This is a genomic window from Spirillospora sp. NPDC048823 (genome assembly GCF_043198445.1).
Classification (GTDB): domain Bacteria; phylum Actinomycetota; class Actinomycetes; order Streptosporangiales; family Streptosporangiaceae; genus Spirillospora.
Genome location: NZ_JBICUT010000002.1, coordinates 477,152 through 499,646, shown reverse-complemented (window position 1 = coordinate 499,646; position 22,495 = coordinate 477,152). Strand labels below are relative to the sequence as shown.

Below are 22,495 nucleotides of genomic sequence, written 5' to 3'. Positions count from 1 at the left end.
CTCAGTCACCGGACGTGCACACCTCGGCCTTGGTGATGTCGCAGATTCGTGCGATCGGCTGGTAGGTCTTGTCGTCGGCGGCGGTGAACGTCCAGGCGTTCGACGACCCCAGCGGGCAGGCCGTCGCCTCGGCGTGCTCCTTCCACGTCGGCGGGCCCTTGATCTCCTTGCCCTTGCACAGTCCGGCCGATGCCGCCGCGGTGGCGGTCAGCCGGGTCACCGACCGGGTGATCTTGTCTTTGACGTCCTTGGGCAGCCAGGCCCCGACCACGATGGGCGGGCCGGGGATGAGCGGCGAGGTCCACACCTTGCGGACCTGGCCGGGCTTGAGCTGGCCGCGGGCGGGCAGCAGCTGGTCGATGAAGACGTCGCCGACGAACGCGATGTCGCAGTCCCCCGCCAGCAGCGAGGCCACCGCGGTGTCGTGGCCCTTGGTGAACACGATCTCGGCGTCCTTGGCGGCGTCCACCCCGGCCTCCTTGAGGGAGGCGAGCGGCTGGAGGTAGCCGGTGGTGGAGCCGGGGTCGGTGAAGCAGATGTCCTTCCCCTTGACGTCGGCGAGCGATGTGACGGAGGTGTCGTCGCCGCGCGTGACCCCGTAGCCGTAGGCGCCGGGGTCGCCCCCGGGCGCCTGCAGCGGGACGGCGACCGGCTCGACCTTGGCGCGGCTGCGCGCCAGGTAGTAGCTGAACGCCCCGTAGACGGCGACGTCCACGCGCTTGGCGACCTGCGCCTCGACGACGGCGGCGTTGCTGGCGACGGCCTGGAACTTGACCGGGATGCCCACGTCCTTCTCCAGCGCGGCGACGATCGGGGCGAACGCAGCCTGGAGGTTGTCGGTCTGCTCGGACGGGACGGCGGCGAAGACGAGCTGGTCGGGGCGGTCCCCGTCGGCCGCACCACGCGCTCCGGGACCGGAACCGCAGGCGGATACGAGGGCGGCCGCGGTGGCGACCGCGAGCACGCTGGTGGCTGTCTTCCGGAACATCGGCGACTCCCTTGACGCAGGGTGGTCGGCTCAAAGTAAGCAGGTGAATAGATATTGTCAACACTTCTGTGACGACCGTAGGATTCGTGCCTAGCATTATCAACGGCTCTACCAGGACGACCGTCCATCTACTGTCTCCTTTCTTCCGGGAGTCGGATCATGCACCTCCCCCACGTCCCCCTCCGGCGAGTGGCCACGGCCGCCGCGGCCGCCACGGCGCTCGCCCTCACCACGGCCTCACCCGCGAACGCGGCACCGGCCGCGGGTCACACCACGACCCGGCACGAGCCGCTCAGCCTCCGCGGCGTCCACCCCACCGGAGCGACCTACGCCATCGAGGTCCCCGCGGCCTGGAACGGCACGGTGCTGTCCTTCAGCCCGGGCTACGGCCAGGGCGCCGGCGACGATCAGCGGCCCGCCGGGCTCGCCGGCGACGCCGACGCCCAGCGCTGGCTGCTGGAGCGCGGCTACGCCCTGGCCGGGACCCGGCCGTACGGGGACGGCTGGGCCGTCGAGGAGACGCTGCGGGACTCCGCCGCGACCCTCGCCGTCCTCGCCCGCCAGGCCGGAAAGCCCAAGGCCACGCTGGCGTGGGGCCCCTCGATGGGCGGCAACATCGCGGCGGGCCTGGCCGAGCGCCGGGCCGACCTCGTGGACGGCGCGCTCCCCTACTGCGCCTCGGTCGCCGGTCCCGTGGCCATGCTCAACCAGTCGCTCGACGCCGCGTTCGCGTTCACCACCCTGCTGGCGCCCGGCGACCACGGCATCACGCTGGTGCGGCGCGGCTCGCCCGAGGCGGAGGCGCACGCCAACGCCGCCGCCAGGACCGTCCTGGACACGGCCCAGCAGACCCCCCGGGGCCGGGCGCGGATCGCACTGGCCGCCGCGTTCGCGCAGGTCTCGACCTGGTCGGTGCCCGGCACGCCCGAGCCCGCCGACGACGACTGGGAAGGGCAGCAGGAGCAGCAGTACGCGGCGTTCATGCCCACCGTCTTCTCGCCGCGGTTCCCCCTGGAGCAGCGGGCGGGCGGCAACATGTCCTGGAACACCGGCGTGGACTACCGCCGCCTGCTCCGGCGCTCCGAACGCGTACCGCAGGTAAGCGCCCTCTACAAGGCGGCCGGGCTCGACCTCGACGCCGACCTCGCGCGTCTCGCCGGGGCACCGCGCATCTCCGCCGACCGGGACGCGGTCGCCTACATGGAGCGCAACTTCACCCCCGGCGGCGAACTGAACGTCCCCGTTCTCACGCTGCACGAGCGCGGCGACAACTTCCCCACCGTCACGCAGGCCCGCGCGTACTCCGACGTCGTCCGCCGGGCGGGGGACGCGCGGATGCTGCGGCAGGCGTTCGTCGACCGCCCCGGGCACTGCCGCTACACCGGCGCCGAACTGGTCGCCACCGTCCTGACCCTGGAACGCCGCGTCAAGACCGGCCGCTGGGGCGACACCGCCACCGCGCCGGAACTGCGGCGGCTCGCCGGACGCCTCACCGCCGGGGACTCCGGGCTGGGCACCGCGCAGTTCGTCCGCTTCACCCCCGATCGGTTCCTGCGGCCGCACGTCCCCGGAGGCGCCGGATGACCTCGCCCGTGACCGGCTCCCTGCCCCGCGGCAGGCAGGGAGCCGAGCCGCAGCGCCTGCTGACGACGCTGCTGGGCGACTACTGGTTCTGGCGCGAGGAGCACATTTCGTCCGCCGCGCTGGTCCGGCTGCTGGAGGAGTTCGGCATAAGCGAGACCGGCGCCCGCGCCGCGCTCCGCCGGGTCGCCTCGCGGGGGCTGCTCACCAGCTGCCGTTCCGGCCGTACGACGGCGTACGGGCTGCCGCCCCGCGCCCACGACGTCATCGTGGCGCACATGCTGCGGCTGCTGACGTTCGGCGCGTCCGTCCCGTCCTGGGACGGCGAGTGGACCGTGGTGATGTTCTCGGTGCCCGAGGACCGGCGCGACACCCGGCGGACCCTGCGCGACAACCTGCGGCTGCTGCACTTCGGCATGCTCTTCGACGCCGTCTGGGTCAGCCCCCACGACCGGACCGCCGACGTGGCCGCGCTCGTCCGCAGGCTGGAGGTCTCCGGGGTCACCGTCGTCCGCGCCCGCGAGATCGCCGAGGACGGCCTGGACGGCGTCCTGAACCGCGCGTTCGACATCACCTCCCTTCGCGAACGGTACGACCGGTTCATCGCCGCCTACCGTGAGCAGGGCGAACGCGTCACCGGTCCCGGCATCTCCCCCGCCGAGGCGCTGCGGGTGCGCACCGCGGTCATGACGGACTGGCGCGCGTTCCCCAACCTCGATCCCGACCTGCCCGCCGAGCTGCTGCCGCCGGACTGGCCCCGCGACGAGGCGCGGCGGCTGTGCGTGCACATCTACGACTCGCTGGGCACGCCCGCCGAGCAGCGGTTCCGGGAGATCCTGGCCGAGTACGATCCCGGCCTCGCCGAGCTGGCGTCCCACCACACGTTCGCCCAGGCGTCCACCCTGCGCGCCAGTCACGTGCGGCGGCGCACCGATTTCGACGAGAGCACCGAGCGCGACCGCCTGACGATGCTCACCTGAAACGTGCCGCCGGTGCGGCTGTGCGGCGACGAACGCGAACGGTCGGTGCCGGAGCGCAAGCTCGACGCCGTCGGCCGATCGCGCCGCGATCTTGCCGGGACCGCTGCGGGGGCCCGAGACTGGGACGTCCGAGGCGCCCCCCGAAGGAGAAGGACCGAGCGTGCCCTCCAAGCTCTTGGGTCTCCGTACCGTCGCGGGCCGTGTCCGCGCCCTGACCGCCCTGGCGCTGCTGGCGCTCGCCGTGCTGTTCACCGTCACGCAGACGGCCGCCGGTGACGCACGCGAGGGCATGCGGGCGCTGGGGCACCGCGAGGGTCCCATGGTGGTGGCCACCGCCGACATGTACCTCGCGCTCAGCGACATGGACGCGCAGGTCACCAACGTGCTGCTGACCGGGGCCGAGGAGGGCTGGCTGTGCGACCCCGACGCGGAGGCCTCGGACTGCGAGCGCAGCGGCTCCCGGTACACCTACGACATCCGCCGGGAGGACGCGCAGCAGGCCGCGTTGCAGGCCGCGCGGCTGGCGCAGGGCGACCCGGTGCGGCTGCGGAGCGTCCGGGCGGTCCTGGCCGGCCTGCACGCCTACGACCAGCGCGTGCAGGCGGCCATGGAGGCCGGGCGGCCGCAGGCCGGTCCCGCGGCGGAGCCGACGCCGGAGGCGGTCCGGCAGTACCGCGCCGCGACCGCCCTGATGGCGCGGGACCTGCTGCCGAAGGCGTACAACGTGACGCTGGACGGCGCGGCCGATGTCGACACCGCCTACCGCGAGGAGCGCTCGGCCGTGCAGGCGGGACGGCTCCGGGTGCTGGGGGCCGGGCTGGCGCTGGTGGCCGGGCTGGCGAGCCTGCAGGTCTACCTGGCGCGGCGGTTCCGGCGCCTGCTCAGCGTGCCGCTGGCCGCCGCGCTCGCGGGCACGGTGGCGCTGACGGCGGCCGGGGCGTCGCTGCTGGCCACCGAGGCGGACCACCTGCGGGCCGCCAAGACCGCGGGGTTCGACCCCGTCCTCCGGCTCACCCGCGCAAGGGCGATCAGCCACGGCCTGAACACCGACCGGACCCGCCTGATCCTCGACCCGGCGGACGCCGACCGCTACGACCAGATGTACCTGGAGAAGTCGCAGACGCTCCTCTACATACCGGGAGTGACCAATCTGGACGCCTACATGGAGGAACTGACGGAGCGGGTGGGCCCGGGTCAGGACGCGCGCGCTGCGGACATCGGCGGGTTCTATGGCTGGTGGGTGCACCAGGCCGCCACGCAGGGGCGAGCGGACGCCGCCGGCCCCCTGCTGCACCGGTACCGCGGCTACCAGGGCCACCAGTTCGCCGTCCGGGCGCTGGCCGCGGACGGTGACCGGAGCCGCGCCGTCCGCGCCCACCTGGACCCGCGCTGGCCGCACCTGCCCAGCCTGTCCTTCAGGCACTACGACCGGGAGTTCGACGGCCGGATCAGCCGCCACGAGTTCATCGGGGCCCGCGCCGTCGCGCGCGGCGACCGGGCCCTGGAGCCGTGGTCGTGGCTGCCTCCCGCCGCGGCACTGGCCATCGCGGGCCTCATCGTGGCCGGGGTCTGGCCGCGCCTGTCGGAATACCGCTGAGACACCGAGAACGGGGAGCCGACCGTGCACGCCGCCCGCAGCAACCGCACCCTCATCGCCACGGCCGCCCTGGCCGCCCTGTCCGTTGTGATCCTGGTGACGTCCCTGGCGGTGGCCCCGCTGCTCTACGGCGCCGACGACGGGCCGTCGTCGATCACGGACCTGGACGCTCTCGTGATCGGGGTCAAGGACGATCAGCCGGGCCTGTCCCTGCGGACAGGGGACGGCGAGCTGGAGGGCTTCGACATCGACGTCGCCACCTACGTCGGGGGCCGGCTCGGGATCTCGCCGGAGAAGCTGACCTTCCGGCCACTGTCGTCGGACGAACGGGAGAGCGCGCTGAGCCGCGGCACGGTCGACCTGGTGGTGGCGACGTACTCCATCACCCCGGAGCGCAAGCAGCGCGTCACCTTCGCCGGGCCGTACTACGTCGCGCATCAGGACATCCTCGTCCGGCCGCGGGAGACGTCCATCAAGACCGTGCGCGACCTGCGCGGCAAGCGGCTCTGCCAGGTGCCGGGATCGAACTCCTGGCGCCGTGTCACCGAGGAGCGCGGGGTGGCCGCCGAACTCGTGCCGGCGGGCTCCTACAGCGAGTGCGTGAAGGCGCTGGCCGGTGGACGCCTCGACGCCGTCTCCACCGACGACCTGATCCTCGCCGGGTTCGCCGCGGGCTCCGGCACCACACTGGTCAACGCGCCGTTCTCCGACGAGCGGTACGGGATCGGCCTGCGCAAGGGAGACCTCGGCGGCTGCCAGGCCGTCAACCGCATCCTGACCGGCATGTACCAGAACGGAACCGCGGAGACCCTGCTCGGCCAGTGGTTCACCGCGTCGGGCCTCGAAGTCACCACCACCGTCCCGGAGTTCGAAGGCTGCGCCTGAGCCACCGGGACGGCCGGGGCCTAGTCGTACGAGGCGATGGTGCGGGCGTGGGCGCCGAGAACGTGGGCGAACAGGGCAGGGGCGCGGGCGCCGCCGGCGGCGTCGGGGAGAACCTCCGGGGTGAGCGTCCAGTCCGCGCCCACCCACGCGTCGCCGATGGCGCCCTCGCTGGAGGAGAGGTTGTTGCAGGACTGCCGGATCCGCATGGCCCGCACCGACTCGGCCGCCGGGGTGTCGGTCTCCACCAGCACCACCGGGATCCCGACCAGCGGCCCGTCCTCCACCAGCCGCAGGAGCCGGTCCGCCTGCTCCCCGGCGACCGCGGCGCCGGCGTCGAGGATCACCACGAGCCGCACCGGGGGGCCGCCGGCACCGGACGGCAGGTCGTCGTCCTGGCCGCCGATCCTGCGCAGGTCCACCAGGTCGAGCAGGTACCGGAGCCGCTCGGCCGCCGCCGGCCCGGTGGCCACCCCGCCTCCCAGCAGCCGGGCGCTGGTGACCGGGTCGAACCCCTGCAGCCAGCCGGCGCCCGACAGTCCCGCCGCGTCGATCACCTCCAGCCCCGCCACACCGGGCGGGACGGCGGCCAGGAACCGGGTCGCCAGCGACCAGGCGAACGCGGCCGAGTCGCCGGGCATGATGCCGGTCGAGATCCACACGCCGCGCCGCCACGGCACCCGCAGGACGAGCGGTATCCGCAGGTCCGGTAGTTCGGCGGTGGACAGCCGGCCCACCAGCACCCCCTCGGCCAGGTCGGCGCGCGGCTGCCAGGTCAGCCAGGACGGCGCGTCGAACGGCGCGACCTCCGCGGTGACCTGCGGCTCCACCCGGGCCAGCTCGTCGCGGAGCTGCCCGGCGTCGGCCCGCAGGCGGTCGTTGGCCGCCGCCATGAGCTGCTCGAAGCGCCCGCCGGGCGCCCGCCCGGCGATCTCCTCGTTGCGGAGCGTGAGCGCGTGCTCGGTGGCGGCGCGGAACGAGGCCAGCGAGCGGCTGGCGTCCTCCCAGACCAGCCAGCACCGTTCCAGGTAGCCGACCTCCGTGCCGGACGGCGCCTGCTGAGGCGACGGCGTCTGCGGAGGCGGAGGGCTCTGCGGAGGCGGCGGCGTCCGTGGAGGAGGCGTCCGTGGAGGAGGCGGTGCCTGCGGGCCGGGAATCCCTGTCGGTGGGGGCGGCGCCCCGACGGCGGGGCCGGGCGGTGACGCGCCCACGACCCGCTGCGCGGCCTCGCCGGCCGGTTCGCCGGGGTCGTCCACCTCGACGCCGTGCGCCTCCAGCAGCTCGGCCAGCCCGCCGGCATAGCCCTGCCCGACGGCGCGCACCTTCCACCGGTCGTCCCGCCGGTAGATCTCCAGCCCGATGATCGCCTTCTCCGGTCCCAGCCCCGGGACGGTGAACAGGGCCGCGAGGCCGTCACCGTCCCCGGTGAGCCGGACCTGCGGCGGCGGCATCGACCCGAACGAACCGGTCCCCGACAGGCTGGCCGCGATCAGGACCGCCTGCGCGCCGGCGGGGACCGCGTCGAGGTCGAGTTCCACGCGCTGGCGTCCCCCGCCGTCGACCCAGCGCACGCCGGGCGCCTCCGGGGCGTTGAAGAACACCAGGTCGGCGTCGGAGCGCACCCGCAGGTCCGGGCCCACGAGCAGGGCGCTGACGTCCACGGGAACGGCGCAGGACACGGTGGCGGTCACCCGCCGGGCGGGCAGCGGGGCGTTGGCGCCGGGCGAGAGTTCGGTCATCGGCGGTCAGGCGAGCCCGGCGATCGTCGGCAGCATGTCCTGGAACGTGCGGCCATGGCACGGCTCACCGATCGCGTTCATCTTCCATGCGTCGCCGTGCCGGTAGATCCGGGCCATCACCATGGCGGTGTGGGTGCCGCCACCGGTCAGCGTGTACCGGGCCATCTCACCGCCGTCCATCTCGTTGACCAGCCGGCAGAAGGCGTTCTCCACCTCGTTGAACGTCTGCCCGTTGAAGGAGCTGACCGTGAACACCAGCGAGGTGACGTGCACCGGAAGCCTGCTCAGATCGACGATCACCGACTCGTCGTCGCCGTCGCCGGCCCCGGTCAGGTTGTCGCCGGTGTGCCGGACGGAGCCGTCGTCGCTGACCAGCTTGCCGAAGTAGACCACGTCGGCGATGGCGCCGTCGGCGAAGAGCACGCAGGACGCGTCGAGGTCGATGTCCCGCTCCCGGGAACCGAAGAAGCCCTTCTTCTTCACCGCGTCCCAGCCGAGCCCCATCCGGACCATGCTCAGCACACCGCCGGGCTTCTCCAGCGAGATCCGCTGGCCCTTCACCATCGAGACGGTCACAGCCGTCGCCTCCTTGATCTCCCCTGTGCCGTGCCGCACCCCAAAAGCGCACCGGCCTGAAGGCACCCGGTCACCGAGAAGAGGCGGCCCGGGTGCGAGGAAAGCCTTGCAGCCGATCCGCCCGTTGTCACCCCATTCGCAACCGAACGACGCCGCCCCGGCGCACCCGGCGCCCCCGGCCCGCCCCGGCGGGATGTTTCGGAGGCCGGTTACCGCGTCCCCCTCGTCACCGTACGTAGATCCGCGGCTGCGGCGGGGTGGGCATGCCGTCTCCCAGGAAGAAGCTCGGGTGCGGCGGCTGGTTGTAGGCGGTGTTCTGCCAGGCCAGCGCGGTCCGGTACTGGGTGTCGTGCAGGAGCGTGTACAGCTTGCGGCCGGTAACCTGCCGGGCGGTGTGGATGCGGAGGCGGGTGTTGTCGGTGGTGGGCCAGACGACCTCCTCCCGCCAGTCGCCGAGCAGGTCTCCGCTCAGTGACGGGACCGCCTTGGTGCCGTTGTTGGAGTGCACGCCCGAGGCCGTCAGCAGCCGGGTGTCGCCGGACGGGCCGTACTTGTCGATGTGGGTGCCGTCCAGCAGCTCGCGGACCGGGTCGGCGTCCCACCACACCAGGAAGTTGGCGGAGGACGGCTTGCGGCCGGCGTTGTTGCCGGTGACGCTGCGCAGTTCGGGGACCGACGCCGACCAGAACTCGGATGCGATCCGCCCCGTCCAGATGTCGCCGGCGACACCGCGGCCGTTGTCGCAGCAGGCGGACGTGGACCACAGGATCCGCCCGTCGCGGGCGTCGATGTACAGCGAGGACGGCCGGTTCGAGGACTCGCTGACCTTGAAGTACTCCAGCCCCGGCCGGGCGGGGTCGAAGTCGCCGAGGTGCTGGGCGTCGCCGTGGCCGGTGCGGGTCGTCCACAGGCCGCGGCCGTCGTCGTCCACGGTCATGGCGCCGTAGACGATCTCGTCGCGGCCGTCCTGGTCGACGTCGCCGACCGACAGGCTGTGCGAGCCCTGGCCGTCGTAGCCGCGGCCGGTGTTGGTGGAGCTCTTGGTGTCGAACGTCCAGCGGCGGGTGAAGCGGCCGTCCCGCCAGTCCCATGCGGCGATCACGCTGCGGGTGTAGTAGCCGCGGGCCATGATCAGGCTGGGGCGGACGCCGTCCAGGTAGGCGGTGCCGGCCAGGAAGCGGTCCACGCGGTTGCCGTACGAGTCGCCCCAGTCCGAGACGTCGCCGCGCGGCGGCACGTAGTCGACGGTCTGGAGCGCGGCGCCGGTACGGCCGTCGAACATGGTGAGGTATTCGGGGCCGTCGAGGATGTACCCGCCGGAGTTGCGGTGGTCGGCGGCGGCGTCGCCGATGACGCGGCCGGTGCCGTCGACGGTGGCGTCGGCGGTCTTCATGGCGACCTCGGCCCGGCCGTCGCCGTCGTAGTCGTACACCTGGAACTGGGTGTAGTGCTGCCCCGCGCGGATGTTGCGGCCCAGGTCGACGCGCCACAGCCGCGTGCCGTTCAGCCGGTAGGCGTCGATGTGGACGTTGCTCGTGAAGCCGCTCTGTGAGTTGTCCTTGGAGTTGGACGGGTCCCACTTGAGGACGATCTCCAGCCGCCCGTCGCCGTCGAGGTCGCCCACGCTCGCGTCGTTGGCGCTGTAGCCGGAGCCGGGTGACTGGATCGGCACGTCCAGGTATCCGTCGCCGAACCGGAGGGACGGCTCGGAGGACTGCCCCTCGGTGCCGTTCACGATCGGGCGGACGGTGTAGGAGGCGCCGGCCTGGGCGCCCTCGTCCCAGTGGTTGGTCGAGCCGGTGACGGTCGCGATGCGGTCCGTCCCGCGGTAGAGGGCGAAGACGGTGCCGGGCGGGTCGGTGCCGAGCAGCCGCCACCCGATGTAGTTGCCGCCGCCGGACCGGACGCTGATCAGGCCGCGGTCGAGCCGTTCGGCCTGGCGGGCCGCGGCGGCCCGGTGCGCCTCCGCGGGCACGGTGGTGAGCGAGGCGAGCAGGGTCGTCAGGACGATGATCGAGAGTGGCCGGCGCAGTTCGGGAGCCATGCGCTGTCCCCTATTCGAGGTAGAAGGTGGCGTCTATGCGAGGTAGAAGGTGGCGTCGCCGCGGGCGGTTCTGGATGGCCGTGGAACGGCGCAGGATGATCCGGTCGTACTCCGGCACGGTCGCCGTGTAGTAGTAGCGGCCGTCGGTGTGCCTGACGATGTGGGGGTCGGCGCTCCCGGCCTCGCCTGGAAAGCGCTTTCATGGGGAAGGTTCGGTGCTCACGGTGTGCTCATTGAGGGGGCTTGCTTCCTACTCGATGCAGCGAATGTTTGCGCTAACAACCCGCTGCTGTCAATACCCCTGTCACATCGTTCATGACCGGAGGGGCGGGTCAGCCGCTCGTCCCGCCGGTGAGCAGGGCGCGGTGCCGTTCCATCAGATCGGTGATGGGGCGGGCGGGACGGCCGGTGAGGCGCTGGACGGTGTCGGTCAGCGGCTCCCCGAAGCCGGCGCGGAGGGACACGCCGAAGGAGACGATCATGCCGCGCACCTCGTCGGGCACGCCCGCCGCGCGGAGCTGCCCGTCGAACTCCGCGTCGTCCACGCTGAGGTAGCCGACCGGGCGGCCGGACACCTTGGCGGCGAGCGCGGTGATGTCGGCGAAGCTGAGCAGCTCGGGACCCGTGACGTCGTAGGTCCTGCCCTCGTGACCGGACGACGTCAGCACCGCGGCGGCGACGGCGGCGCAGTCGTCGCGGTGCACGAAGGCCCCCCGGGCGTGATCGGTGTTGTCCACCAGCATGCCGCGGGCGATCGCCGGCGGCAGGATCTGGGTGACCGGGGTCTCGGCGAACAGGCCGTTGCGCAGGTACGTCACGTCGAGCCCGGAGGCGTCCAGCAGCTCGTGGGTGCGCAGGTGGTCGGGGACGACCGTGGACGGGCAGGCCGGATCGACCATGATGTAGGAGGTGTACACGAGGTGCCGCACCCCGGCGGCCGCGGCCGCGTCGACGGCGTTGCGGTGCTGGGTGACGCGGTGGCCGAGTTCGTGCAGGCTGACCAGGTAGAGCCGGTCGGCGCCCTCGAACGCCGCGGGCAGCGTCTCCGGCCGGTCGTAGTCGCCGTGCCGTACGGCCACCCCGCGATCCGCGAACTCGGCGAGCGCTTCCACATTCCTGCTGACCAGGATGACGTCATCGGGAGAGACCTTTTCCAGCACGTATTCCGCGGTGCGGCGTGCGAGCTGCCCGGATGCACTGGCTATGGCGATTCTCATCACGGTCCCCGATCGGCCGATTACGGGAGGCGACGTTCTTCCGGGACTTCTCTCCGGCAATGCCCGTCACGTTAAACTACCGCCCTCTGCCGCCGACAGAGTGGGAGTGACCGGAACGTGCCGACCCCGCGAGAAGAGAGAGCGCCGCTCCCCGGGAGCCCGGCGGAGTCCACGGCCGTGCGTCCGCTCGTCGATGCCGCCCATCCCTCCTCCGCGCGGGTATATGACTATCTACTGGGCGGTAAGGACAACTTCGCCACCGACAGGACCGCCGCGGCCAGAATCGCGGAGGCATTTCCGTCCATTCGGGTCGGCGCTCAGGAGAACCGCAGATTCCTGCTCCGCGGCGTCCGCTACCTCGCCGCCGAGGCCGGGATCCGGCAATTCCTCGACGTCGGCACCGGCATTCCGACGTCACCGAACGTGCACGAGGTCGCGCAGGAGGTCACGCCCGGCGCACGGATCGCCTATGTCGACAACGACCCCATCGTGCTGGTGCACGCCCGCGCCCTGCTGGTCTCCGATCCCCTCGGGCAGGTGGGCTACCTGGACGCCGACATCCGCGAGCCCCGGTCGATCGTCGACAGCGACCTCGTCCGCAGGATCCTGGATTTCGACGAGCCCATCGCGCTGATCTTGAGCGCGATTCTGCATTTCATCCCCGACGAGCAGCGGCCCGCCGAGATCGTCCGGACCTTCGTCGACGCCCTGCCGCCGGGCAGCCATGTGCTCGCCAGCCACGTCACGGCCGAGCACGAGCCGGCGCTGCGGTCGGCGTCGGCCGGATACCGTGACGACGGCGTGCGCACCCAGCCCCGGACCGCCCGCGAGTTCGAACGGCTCGTCTTCACCGACCAGGCGCTCGAACTCGTCCGGCCCGGCGTGGTCCTGGTGTCGCAGTGGCGCCGCGATCCCGGCGAGCCGCCCGCCCCCACACCGGCCCAGGTCTCCGCCTACGGCGGCCTCGCCAAGCTCTCCTGACCGGCGCGCCCCCTGACCGGCGTGGCCCTAACGGGGGGTGGTGAGGAGCGCGGCGAGGGCGGCCGTGAACCGGTCGGGGTCGATGTCGGCGGGGGGACGGCCGAAGAACTCGCGGGACAGGTGGTATCCGGTCAGCGCGGAGACCACGACCGCGAGGAGTGCGTGCGGGTCCTCATGGCCGGGCAGGGCCGGCAGGTCCGGTCAAGGCCACGCGCGAGCCCGGCTCGTCGTCGGCGCACCGGCTGCAGCTGACACCGGCCGGCGGCTCCGGGGCGGAGGTGCATTTCGCCCTCATCGTCGACACCACGGCCGGTTCACCGGTGACGCCCGCTCAGCTGGCCGCGGCCCGCGCCGAACTCTCCACCTGGGCGGCCGGCCGGTTCCCCGCCGGCTGACCCCCGGGAACGGCACGCCGAGCAGGCGGAGCCTTCAGCGCGCGTCGGTGAAGGGGGTGCCGTAGGTCTCGTCGTAGACGATCTCGCCGGCGGGGGCGCGGGTCAGGCGGGTGGGGAATCCGTGCTCGGGGTAGCCGACCGCGATGTGGGCGGCGGTGAGGACGCCGTCCGGGATGCCCAGCAGTTCCTTGACCCGCGGCTCGGCGTGGACGAGGAGGGTGGTCAGGGCGCTGGCGACGCCCTGGTCGCGCAGCGCGAGGCAGAAGTTCTGCGCGGTGGGGTAGATGGAGCCGCCGCCGACGACGCTGAACCGGTCGAGCTCCAGGTCGGTGGGGTGCAGGCCGTCGATCTCGGCGCACAGGACGACGATGGCCGGGACCTCGTGCAGGTGCTCGGCGAAGTGGTCGGCGTCGGTGACGGCCTTCGGGAGGGCGCCGACGCCGATGTCTCCGGTGCCGATGCCGCCGAGGTAGGCCTTCCAGGGCGCGAGGTACCACTCGGCGAGCTGCCGCTTGCGGTCCTTGTCGCGGACGACGACCCAGCGGACGGGTTGGCGGTTGCCGCCCTGCGGGGCGAACCGCGCGGCCTCGAACGCCGACATCAGGACCTCGTCCGGTACCGGGTCGCTGCGGAAGTAGCGGCACGTTCCCGTTGTCTTCATGGCCTCGATGACGTCCATGTCACCTCTCCGGGGGTCAGGTCGGGTCGGGCTGCGGATCTGCGTTAGCGGGCGGGCGGGCCTGGCCGGCTCAGGGTTTCCGGCCCACGGCGCCATACATCCAGATGAGATCGAGGTCTGGGGTGACCGGGCCGTCGGGGCGCCACAGGGGCGTCTGGACGATGCCGGGCTCCAGCACGTCGAAGCCGTCGAAGACGCGCTCGATCTCGGCTTTGCGGCGCGGCACGGCGGGGGCCTTGGCGCGGTTGTAGGTGCTGGCGACCTGGGTCGCCTGGCCGGCGCGGAAGTCCTGCGTGGGGTGCGACACGGCCAGGTAGCCGCCGGCCGGCATCACGTCCCGCAGCGGGGCGACGATGTCATGCGGCTCACGGTCGGGGACGAACTGGAGCACCGAGACGAGCATGACCGCGAGCGGCTCGTCGAAGTCGATCAGCGAGCGGACCTGGTCGTCGGCGATGATCGCCCCGGGGTCGCGGACATCGGCCTGGACGACGGCCGTCCGGCCCAGCCGGTGGGATCTCAGCAGCGCCCGCGCGTGCACGAGGACGATCGGGTCGTTGTCCACGTAGACGACGCGTGTCTCGGGCGCGATCTCCTGGGCGACCTCGTGGACGTTGCGCTGGGTGGGGAGCCCGGCGCCGATGTCGAGGAACTGCCTGACCCCGGAGTCCACCAGGTGGCGGACGGCGCGGCGCAGGAAGGCGCGGTTCTCCTGCGCGATGGCGCGCAGTTCGGGCGCGGCCTCCAGGGACGCTTCGGCGGCCACGCGGTCGGCCTCGTAGTTGTCTTTTCCGCCCAGGTAGTAGTCGTACATCCGGGCGGGGTGAGCGACGTCCGCGTTGAGGTCAACGTGGGCCTGCTCGTCGTTGGTCACAGTCCGGGCCCTCTCGTGCGCTCGCCGACCCACCACCGCGAGAGATCGCGGCCACCTGCGACAGAGCCTAAGCGTTCAGATCTTGTAGCGAAATATGCGGACTTTGCCGTGCCCGGCACCGATGTGATCGCCCGTTCCTCCCTCGAAATGTTTCGAACGACGGGCCGCGACCGCAAGCGTCCAGATCAGAGCGCTTTGCCTCAGACAAGGGTGAAAGAGGTGGTTGACGAAAGAGGTTCCTGGGGTTACTTTCCTGTCGGCTCTCGAAATGTATCGAAATATTTCGAAGCCGCATTGCTCCCGCAGTGAGGAGACAGCCGATGGGCAGACCGCATCGGACATGGACGTTGCTCCTGGCCCTGATACCGACCGCCATCGCCTTCGCCGCCCAGCCCGCCGCCGCGCTCCCCACCGCCCACGGAGGCCACGGCTGGGACAGGCCCGCCGACCCGTCCTCCTATATCTCGTTCCGGGACGGACGCGGATACTTCCCGCTCGTCGCCGGCGGAAAGGCCGCACCGCTGGTGGTCAGCGACGCCGACCACCCCGGCGTCGTACGGGCCGCCGGAGACCTGCGCGCCGACATCGAGCGGGTGACCGGCGAGCGCCCCGCGCTCTCCACCGGCGGCGACGTCCCGTCCGGACGGACCGCCGTCGTCATCGGCACGATCGGCGAGAGCCCGCTCATCGACCGGCTCATCGCCTCCGGGAAACTGGACGTGAAGGGCATCGCAGGCAAGTGGGAGACCACCCTCGAACAGGTGGTGGACCACCCCGTGCCGGGCGTACGCCGCGCGTTCGTCATCGCCGGCAGCGACCAGCGCGGCACCATCTACGGCGCCTACGACGTCTCCAGGAACATCGGAGTCTCCCCCTGGTACTTCTGGGACGACGTCCCGTCGCGGCACCGGGACGAGGTGTACGTGAAGCCGGGCCGCCACACCCAGGGCACACCGGCCGTGAAATACCGCGGCTTCTTCATCAACGACGAGAACCCCGCACTGAACCGGTGGGCGCCGAAGTTCTTCGGTGAGGGAAAGGCGCCCGGCCATCCCAACGGCTTCAACCACGAGTTCTACGCCAAGATCTTCGAGACGATGCTGCGGCTGAAGGCCAACTATCTGTGGCCGGCGGTCTGGGGACGGGCGTTCGCCGAGGACGACCCGCAGAACCACGCGACCGCGAAGAGGTACGGCGTCGTCATGGGGACGTCCCACGAGGCGCCGATGATGCGCGGCATCGAGGAGTGGAACCGGCACGCCGTCCCGGCGGAGCGCGACGAGGACGGGAACATCACCAAGCCGGGCCACGACCCGTACGGCGGGACGGGCGAGTGGAGTTTCCGCCGGAACTCCGAAGCCGTCAAGAAGTACTGGCGTGACGGCATCGAGCGGATGGTCGAGGACGACTTCGAGGGCGTCGTGACCATCGGCATGCGCGGCAACGGCGACGTCGGCCTGCCGGACGGCGACGGCATCGAACTGATGCAGAACATCATCGCCAATGAGCGCGACATTCTGGAGGAGGTCACCGGTAAGGAGGCGTCCGCCACCCCGCAGGTCTGGACCCTCTACAAGGAGGTGCAGCGGTACTGGGACCGGGGCATGCGCGTCCCCGATGACGTGACCGTCGTCTTCACCGACGACAACTGGGGGAACATGCGCAAGATGCCCGAGCGGGGGCTGCCGGAGCGCGCCGGCGGATACGGGCTCTACTACCACTTCGACTATGTGGGCGGCGGCCGCAACTACAAGTGGGTCGACACCGCGCAGCTCGGCAACACGTGGGAGCAGCTGCACCAGTCGTACCGGTACGGCATCCGGAACCTGTGGGTCGCGAACGTCGGCGACATGAAGGCGAATGAGCTGCCCTTGCAGTTCTTCCTCGACTACGCCTGGGACCCGGACCGCTGGCCGCTGCACAAGCTCGGCGAATGGGAACGGCTGTTCGCCGCGCAGAACTTCGGTTCCCGGCACGCGGACGAGATCGCCGAGGTGCTCAACGCCTACGGCGACCTCCAGGCGCTCCGCAAACCGGAACTGCTCAACCGCCGCATCACCGTCGACCCGGAGAAGGACCTGTCCACCGACCCGGCCGCGGTCGTCTACGACGACAAGGAAACGCCCTTCTACCTGAACCGGTACCGGGAGATGGACAGGGTCACCGCACGATGGCGGCGGCTCGCCGAGAAGGCCGAACGGATACGCCGGCGATTGCCGGAGGAATACCAGGACGCCTACTACCAGCTCGTCTACTACCGGGTGAAGGCGACGGCCAACCTGTACGAACTGCGTGAGGCCGAGTTCACGAACATCCTCTACGCGGAGCAGGGCCGGGCGGCCACCAACGACCAGGCCGAACTCGCCGAGGCCAGGTTCGACGAGGACCAGGCGATGTCGGACCACTACGACAACGGACTGGCCGGCGGTAAATGGAACGGCTTCCAGAGCCAGCCGAAGATCGGCTACGGGGACGTGGAGCGCTACGGCCCGAACGCGCCCTGGCAGCAGCCCGAGAAGGACTACATCGCCCTGCCGGACAAGATCTTCCCCGAGCTCAGGCGGATCGAGATACCGGACGGCTCCGAGATGGGCGTCGCCGTCGACGGCTCCGACAAGTGGTGGCCGAAGGAGGAGTCAGAGGCCGTCCTACCGGAATTCAGCCCGTACCAGTCGGCGCCCCGGCAGTACATCGAGGTGTTCAACCGAGGCTCCGATCCCTTCGACTACCGGATCTCGCCCGCCGAGCCGTGGGTGAAGGTCACCCGTGCGAGCGGCCGCGTCGACAAGCAGGTGCGGGCGACGGTGCGGGTCGACTGGCGGCAGGCGCCCAAGGGGACCAGCCGCGTGCCCATCGAAGTCTCCGGAGCCGACGGCCGCACCGTGACCGTCCAGGCCGTCGTCGACAACCCGGAATCGTTCAAGCCCCGCGGTTTCCTTGAGGCCGGCGGCTACGTCTCCATGGACGCCGACGGCTACACCCGCGCGACCCGCACGGGCGACGCCCACTGGAAACGCGTCCCGGGCGTCGGGCGGACGGGCGCCGGAATGGAGCCGTTCCCCGTCACCGCGCCCGGCCAGGAGCCCGGTGAGGGCCCGCGCCTCGAATACGACATGACGCTGACGACGACCGGACCGGTGAAGGTCTGGGCCTACCTGTCGCCGAGGAACAGCGTCCTGTCGGCCGGGGGCCTGAAGTACGCCGTCTCGATCGACGGCGACGAGCCGCAGGTCGTGAACATCACCGAGGCGACCGGCGCGAACGACACGACCATGAACAAGCAGTGGGAGAGGAACACCTCCGACAACGTCAACCGGACCGTCACCACGCACACCGTCACCGGACCGGGGACGCACACCCTGAAGTTCTGGATGGTCGACCCGACCGTCGTCCTGCAGAAGATCGTGGTCGACACCGGAGGACTCAGGACCTCCTATCTCGGGCCCCCCGAAAGCAGGCACCACCCCCAAGGAGGATCGAAACCATGAGAAGAGCACTCACCGCGGTGCTCGGAGCGGTCACACTGCTCCTGGCGATGCTGGTGGCCGGCGCGCTCCCCGCGTCGGCGGCTCCCACCACCCTGAAGGAGGCGGCCGCCGCCAAGGGCATCGTCTTCGGCACCGCCGCGGCTCAGAGCCACATGGGCGAGTCGGCGTACGTGAACACGCTCAACCGCGAGTTCAACCAGCTCACCCCCGAGAACGAGATGAAGTGGGAGACGACCGAGCCGTCCCGGAACTCGTTCAGCTACGGCGCGGCCGACCAGCTCGTCAGCCACGCCCGGTCGCAGGGCATGGCGGTGCGCGGGCACACCCTCGTCTGGCACAGCCAGCTCCCCGACTGGGTCGAGGGCATCTCCTCGCGCACCGAACTGCTCGACGTCATGAACAACCACATCTCGAACGTCGCGGGACACTTCCAGGGCGACATCGAGTACTGGGACGTCGTCAACGAAGCGTTCCAGGACGGGTCGGGCGCGCGGCGCGACACCGTCTTCCAGCGCGTCATCGGCGACGACTACATCGAGCAGGCCTTCCGGGCGGCCCGCCAGGCCGACCCCGGCGCCGAGCTCTGCTACAACGACTACAACATCGACGGCCGGAACGCGAAGAGCGACGCCGTCTACGCCATGGTCCAGGACTTCAAGGCCCGCGGCGTCCCGATCGACTGCGTCGGACTCCAGGCGCACCTGATCGTGGGCAGCCTCCCGGGTGACATCCAGGCCAACATCCAGCGCTTCGCGGACCTGGGCGTGAACGTCTACATCACGGAGTTGGACATCCGGATGCAGACCCCGCCGGACAGCTCCAAGCTCGCCCAGCAGGCCGCCGACTACCGCGCGGTGACCTCCGCGTGCCTGGCCGTGCCGCGCTGCAAGGGCATCACCGTCTGGGGCGTGACCGACAAGTACTCCTGGGTTCCGGACGTCTTCGAGGGCGAGGGCGCGGCGCTGCTCTTCGACGACGCCTACGCCAAGAAGCCGGCGTACGACGCGACGCTCGAAGCTCTGGGCGGCACCCCCGGTGACGGAGACGGCGACGGCGACGGCGACGGCGACAACGACGGCACCGTCACCTGCACCTACACCCGCACCGCGCAGTGGAACAACGGGTTCAACGGCCAGGTCACCATCACCGCCGGCAGCGGCGCGGTCAGCTCGTGGACGGCCATCCTGACCATGAACTCCGGCCAGGACCTGCAGGCGATCTGGAACGGCAGCCCGACGGAGAACGGCGACGTCATCACGGTGAAGCCGGTGGACTGGAACTCCAGCCTGGCACCGGGGGCGTCCGCCTCGTTCGGGTTCACCGTCAGCGCCCCGGGCGGGAACGTGGCCGACCCCGCACTCACCTGCAGCACGCCCTGACCCCGACCCCACCCCCTGACAACCGGCACGGCGGCAGCTCCCAGGTCGCCGTGCCGGTGCCTTTCTGCGGGAAGCGCCGACCGGCGCTACATACATCCACTATCACGGGTACTTCGCAGGAGTCGGATGGGACGAGAGCGGGGTTGCGCCTTGGCGTTGCGGATCGAGGACTACGGGCTGCTGGGGGACACGCAGACGGCGGCACTGGTGGGGCGGGACGGGTCGATCGACTGGCTGTGCCTGCCGAGCTTCGACTCCCCCGCGTGCTTCGCGTCCCTGCTGGACGACGAGAAGGCGGGGTTCTGGCGGCTCGCGCCCGCGGCGGGCGGGCTGTGCACGCGGCGCCGCTACCGGGACGACACGCTGATCCTGGAGTCGGAGTGGGAGACGCCGGAGGGCACCGTCCGGGTGATCGACTTCATGCCGCCGCGCGGGGAGGCGGCCGACCTCGTCCGGATCGTGGAGGGCGTCAGCGGGCGGGTCCCGATGCGCATGGCGCTGCGGCTGCGGTTCGACTACGGGCGGATCGTGCCATGGGTACGGCACCGCGAAGGGGAGCACAACGCGATCGCGGGCCCGGACGCCGTCTGGCTGAAGACGCCCGTCGAGCTGGAGGGGCGCGACCTGACCACGTACGGCGACTTCACCGTGGCGGCCGGCGACCGGGTCCCGTTCGTCCTGACGTACCAGCGGTCGCATGAGCGGCGTCCGCAGGCGGTCGAGGCCGAACGGGCGCTGGAGGAAACGGAGCTGTTCTGGTCGGAGTGGATGCGCGGCTACGACTACGACGGGCGGTGGGACGAGGCCGTCCGCCGGTCCCTGATCACGCTGAAGGCGCTCACCTACGCGCCCACGGGCGGCATCGTCGCCGCCGCGACCACGTCCCTGCCGGAGCAGCTCGGCGGGCCGCGCAACTGGGACTACCGGTTCTGCTGGCTGCGCGACGCGACGTTCACGCTGCAGGCCCTGCTCGGCACCGGGTTCGTCGCCGAGGCGAAGGCGTGGCGGGAGTGGCTGCTGCGCGCCGTCGCCGGCGACCCCGCCGAGCTGCAGATCATGTACGGCATCGACGGGACGCGCCGCCTCACCGAGTTCACCGTGGACTGGCTGGCCGGGTACGAGGGGTCGTCGCCGGTCCGGGTCGGCAACGCCGCGTCCGACCAGTTCCAGCTCGACACGTGGGGGGAGGTGCTGGACGGCCTGCATCTGGCGCGGGAGGCCGGCATCGGGGCGGACGAGAACGCCTGGGACATGCAGCTCGCCCTGATGGACTTCCTCGAAGGGCACTGGAGCGACCCCGACAACAGCCTGTGGGAGGTGCGGGGCGACCGGCGCCACTTCGTCCATTCCAAGGTGCTCGCGTGGACGGGCGTCGACCGGGCCGTCCAGGCGGTCGAGCGGTTCGGGCTGGACGGGCCCGTCGACACCTGGAGGGCGCTGCGCGAACGGATCCACGCCGACGTGTGCGAGCACGGCTACGACGCGGACCGCGGAACGTTCACCCAGTTCTACGGCTCCCGCGGCCTGGACGCGGCGCTGCTGCTCCTCCCGCAGGTCGGCTTCCTGCCGTGGAACGACCCGCGCGTCGTCGGGACGGTCGACGCGGTGCAGCGGGAGCTGTACAGCGACGGGTTCGTGCTGCGCTACGACACGGGCTCGGACGGCGGCGTCGACGGGCTGCCCGGAGACGAGGGCGCGTTCCTGGTGTGCACGTTCTGGCTCGCGGACGCCCTGCACGGCATCGGCCGGACCAAGCAGGCCACCGACCTGTTCGTCCGGCTGCTGGATCTGCGCAACGACCTGGGGCTGCTCAGCGAGGAGTACGACACGGCCGCGGGACGGCAGGTCGGCAACACCCCGCAGGCGTACTCCCATGTCGGGCTCGTCAACACCGCCCGGCATCTCAGCGGGACGCGCCCCGCCTGGCTGGAACGTGCTCAGGCATCACGCCCGTAGTCGTGGAAGGAGAGCGCCATGCGCGCCTTGACCGTCCTGCCGGGCAAGCCCGGCTCGCTCGCCGTCACGGACGCCCCCGACCCGGAGCCCGCCGAGCACGAGCTGCTCGTGGACGGGCTCGGCGTCGGGGTGTGCGGCACCGACAAGGAGATCGTCGCCGGCGAGTTCGGCTCCGCCCCGCCCGGCCGCGAGCGGCTGGTCATCGGGCATGAGTCGCTGGGCCGGGTGCGGCACGCCCCGTCCGGCAGCGGCTTCTCCCCCGGCGACCTCGTCGTCGGGGTCGTGCGGCGGCCGGACCCGGTGCCGTGCGGGGCGTGCGCGCACGGCGAGTTCGACATGTGCCGCAACGGCCGCTACACCGAGCGCGGCATCAAGGAACTCGACGGCTTCGCGAGCCGGGTGTGGACGGTGGAGGCGGACTACGCCGTCGCGCTCGATCCGCGGCTGGCGGAGGTGGGCGTGCTCATGGAGCCGGCCACGGTCGTCGCGAAGGCGTGGGACCAGATCGAGAAGGTCGGCGGGCGGGCCTGGTGGGAGCCGCGCAGGGCGCTGGTGACGGGCGCGGGCCCGATCGGGCTGCTGGCAGCGCTGCTGGGCGTGCAGCGCGGCCTGGACGTGCGCGTCCTCGACCAGGTCACCGACGGGCCGAAGCCGCGGCTGGTCGCCGATCTCGGCGCCGCCTACCATCACGACGGCCTGGAGAACGCCGTCGCCGGGTGGGTGCCGGACGTGGTCATCGAGGCGACCGGCGCGTCCGAGCTCGTGCTCGGGGCGGTGAGGTGCAACGCCGCCTACGGTGTCGTGTGCCTGACCGGGGTGTCGTCGGCCGGCCGCCACGTGGCCATGGACGCGGGCGGCCTCAACCGCGACATCGTCCTGGAGAACGACGCGATCATCGGGTCGGTCAACGCCGGCTTCGGCCACTACGAGGACGCGGCGCGGGCCCTGGCGCGGGCCGACCTGGACTGGCTCGGACGGCTGATCTCCCGCCGCGTTCCACTGGAGGACTTCGAGGACGCGTTCACGTCCAGGCCCGACGACGTCAAGGTCGTCATCACCCTGGACGAATGACCGATTTACACCTGTAGAGGCCGGGCCGTTAAGATTTCGGCCGGTGCGCCGGGAGCATTCGGTCCGCG

The 22,495-nt window shown here is 71.6% G+C and carries 17 protein-coding genes; 10 read left to right on the top strand and 7 right to left on the bottom strand.

What is annotated here, in order from left to right; genetic code table 11:
- Position 1: 1 nt before the first annotated feature.
- Positions 2–988, bottom strand: a complete 987-nt coding sequence (locus ACGFK0_RS05830) for a phosphate/phosphite/phosphonate ABC transporter substrate-binding protein (RefSeq protein ID WP_392900744.1) — start codon at positions 986–988, stop codon at positions 2–4.
- A 159-nt stretch (positions 989–1,147) separates the two neighbouring features.
- Here ACGFK0_RS05830 and ACGFK0_RS05825 point away from each other — a divergent pair, with 159 nt between their 5' ends.
- From ACGFK0_RS05825 to ACGFK0_RS05810, 4 genes are all read left to right on the top strand, one after another.
- Positions 1,148–2,572 carry a hypothetical protein gene (locus tag ACGFK0_RS05825; protein ID WP_392900741.1) on the top strand — a complete coding sequence of 475 codons (1,425 nt, stop codon included), beginning with the start codon at positions 1,148–1,150 and terminating at the stop codon, positions 2,570–2,572.
- Entirely contained in the window at positions 2,569–3,549 is a 981-nt protein-coding gene (locus tag ACGFK0_RS05820) for a PaaX family transcriptional regulator C-terminal domain-containing protein (protein ID WP_392900738.1), read from the top strand. The genes ACGFK0_RS05825 and ACGFK0_RS05820 overlap by 4 nt, the downstream gene beginning before the upstream one ends.
- Before the next feature lie 160 nt (positions 3,550–3,709).
- Positions 3,710–5,146 (top strand): hypothetical protein, encoded by a 1,437-nt coding sequence (locus ACGFK0_RS05815; protein WP_392900735.1) that lies wholly within the window; start codon positions 3,710–3,712, stop codon positions 5,144–5,146.
- Positions 5,147–5,170: 24 nt separating this feature from the next.
- Positions 5,171–6,031, top strand: coding sequence for a glutamate ABC transporter substrate-binding protein (locus ACGFK0_RS05810; RefSeq protein WP_392900732.1), 861 nt, complete (start codon positions 5,171–5,173; stop codon positions 6,029–6,031).
- 20 nt (positions 6,032–6,051) lie between these two features.
- Here ACGFK0_RS05810 and ACGFK0_RS05805 read toward each other — a convergent pair whose 3' ends face one another.
- From ACGFK0_RS05805 to ACGFK0_RS05790, 4 genes are all read right to left on the bottom strand, one after another.
- Positions 6,052–7,767 carry a TerD family protein gene (locus ACGFK0_RS05805; protein WP_392900729.1) on the bottom strand — a complete coding sequence of 572 codons (1,716 nt, stop codon included), beginning with the start codon at positions 7,765–7,767 and terminating at the stop codon, positions 6,052–6,054.
- A gap of 6 nt (positions 7,768–7,773) precedes the next feature.
- The gene (locus ACGFK0_RS05800; protein ID WP_392900726.1) at positions 7,774–8,343 is read right to left on the bottom strand and encodes a TerD family protein; all 570 of its coding nucleotides are present in this window, start codon (positions 8,341–8,343) and stop codon (positions 7,774–7,776) included.
- 226 nt (positions 8,344–8,569) lie between these two features.
- Entirely contained in the window at positions 8,570–10,387 is a 1,818-nt protein-coding gene (locus ACGFK0_RS05795) for a rhamnogalacturonan lyase (protein WP_392900723.1), read from the bottom strand.
- Between the two features lie 332 nt (positions 10,388–10,719).
- A complete protein-coding gene (locus ACGFK0_RS05790; protein ID WP_392900720.1) occupies positions 10,720–11,604 on the bottom strand; it encodes an SDR family oxidoreductase in 885 nt (294 codons plus the stop codon).
- Positions 11,605–11,781: 177 nt separating this feature from the next.
- Here ACGFK0_RS05790 and ACGFK0_RS05785 point away from each other — a divergent pair, with 177 nt between their 5' ends.
- Positions 11,782–12,585 (top strand): SAM-dependent methyltransferase, encoded by an 804-nt coding sequence (locus ACGFK0_RS05785; protein ID WP_392900717.1) that lies wholly within the window; start codon positions 11,782–11,784, stop codon positions 12,583–12,585.
- Positions 12,586–12,743: 158 nt separating this feature from the next.
- The gene (locus ACGFK0_RS05780) at positions 12,744–12,980 is read left to right on the top strand and encodes a hypothetical protein (protein WP_392900714.1); all 237 of its coding nucleotides are present in this window, start codon (positions 12,744–12,746) and stop codon (positions 12,978–12,980) included.
- 34 nt (positions 12,981–13,014) lie between these two features.
- On the opposite strand, the gene ACGFK0_RS05775 is transcribed toward ACGFK0_RS05780, so the two are convergent.
- On the bottom strand, positions 13,015–13,659 hold the full coding sequence (locus ACGFK0_RS05775; protein ID WP_392900711.1) for a nitroreductase family protein: 645 nt from the start codon (positions 13,657–13,659) through the stop codon (positions 13,015–13,017).
- A gap of 70 nt (positions 13,660–13,729) precedes the next feature.
- Entirely contained in the window at positions 13,730–14,533 is an 804-nt protein-coding gene (locus ACGFK0_RS05770) for an SAM-dependent methyltransferase (RefSeq protein WP_392900708.1), read from the bottom strand.
- Between the two features lie 320 nt (positions 14,534–14,853).
- On the opposite strand from ACGFK0_RS05770, the gene ACGFK0_RS05765 reads away from it, so the two are divergent.
- The 4 genes from ACGFK0_RS05765 (at position 14,854) to ACGFK0_RS05750 (ending at position 22,427) form a co-directional block, all read left to right on the top strand.
- Positions 14,854–18,021: a glycosyl hydrolase 115 family protein gene (locus ACGFK0_RS05765; RefSeq protein ID WP_392900705.1), complete on the top strand. Its 3,168-nt coding sequence runs from the start codon at positions 14,854–14,856 to the stop codon at positions 18,019–18,021.
- A complete protein-coding gene (locus tag ACGFK0_RS05760; RefSeq protein ID WP_392900702.1) occupies positions 18,018–19,400 on the top strand; it encodes an endo-1,4-beta-xylanase in 1,383 nt (460 codons plus the stop codon). Before ACGFK0_RS05765 ends, ACGFK0_RS05760 begins: the two co-directional genes overlap by 4 nt.
- Positions 19,401–19,526: 126 nt before the next feature.
- A complete protein-coding gene (locus ACGFK0_RS05755) occupies positions 19,527–21,356 on the top strand; it encodes a glycoside hydrolase family 15 protein (RefSeq protein WP_392900699.1) in 1,830 nt (609 codons plus the stop codon).
- Positions 21,357–21,374: 18 nt separating this feature from the next.
- Positions 21,375–22,427, top strand: coding sequence for a glucose 1-dehydrogenase (locus tag ACGFK0_RS05750; RefSeq protein WP_392900696.1), 1,053 nt, complete (start codon positions 21,375–21,377; stop codon positions 22,425–22,427).
- Positions 22,428–22,495 lie beyond the last annotated feature (68 nt).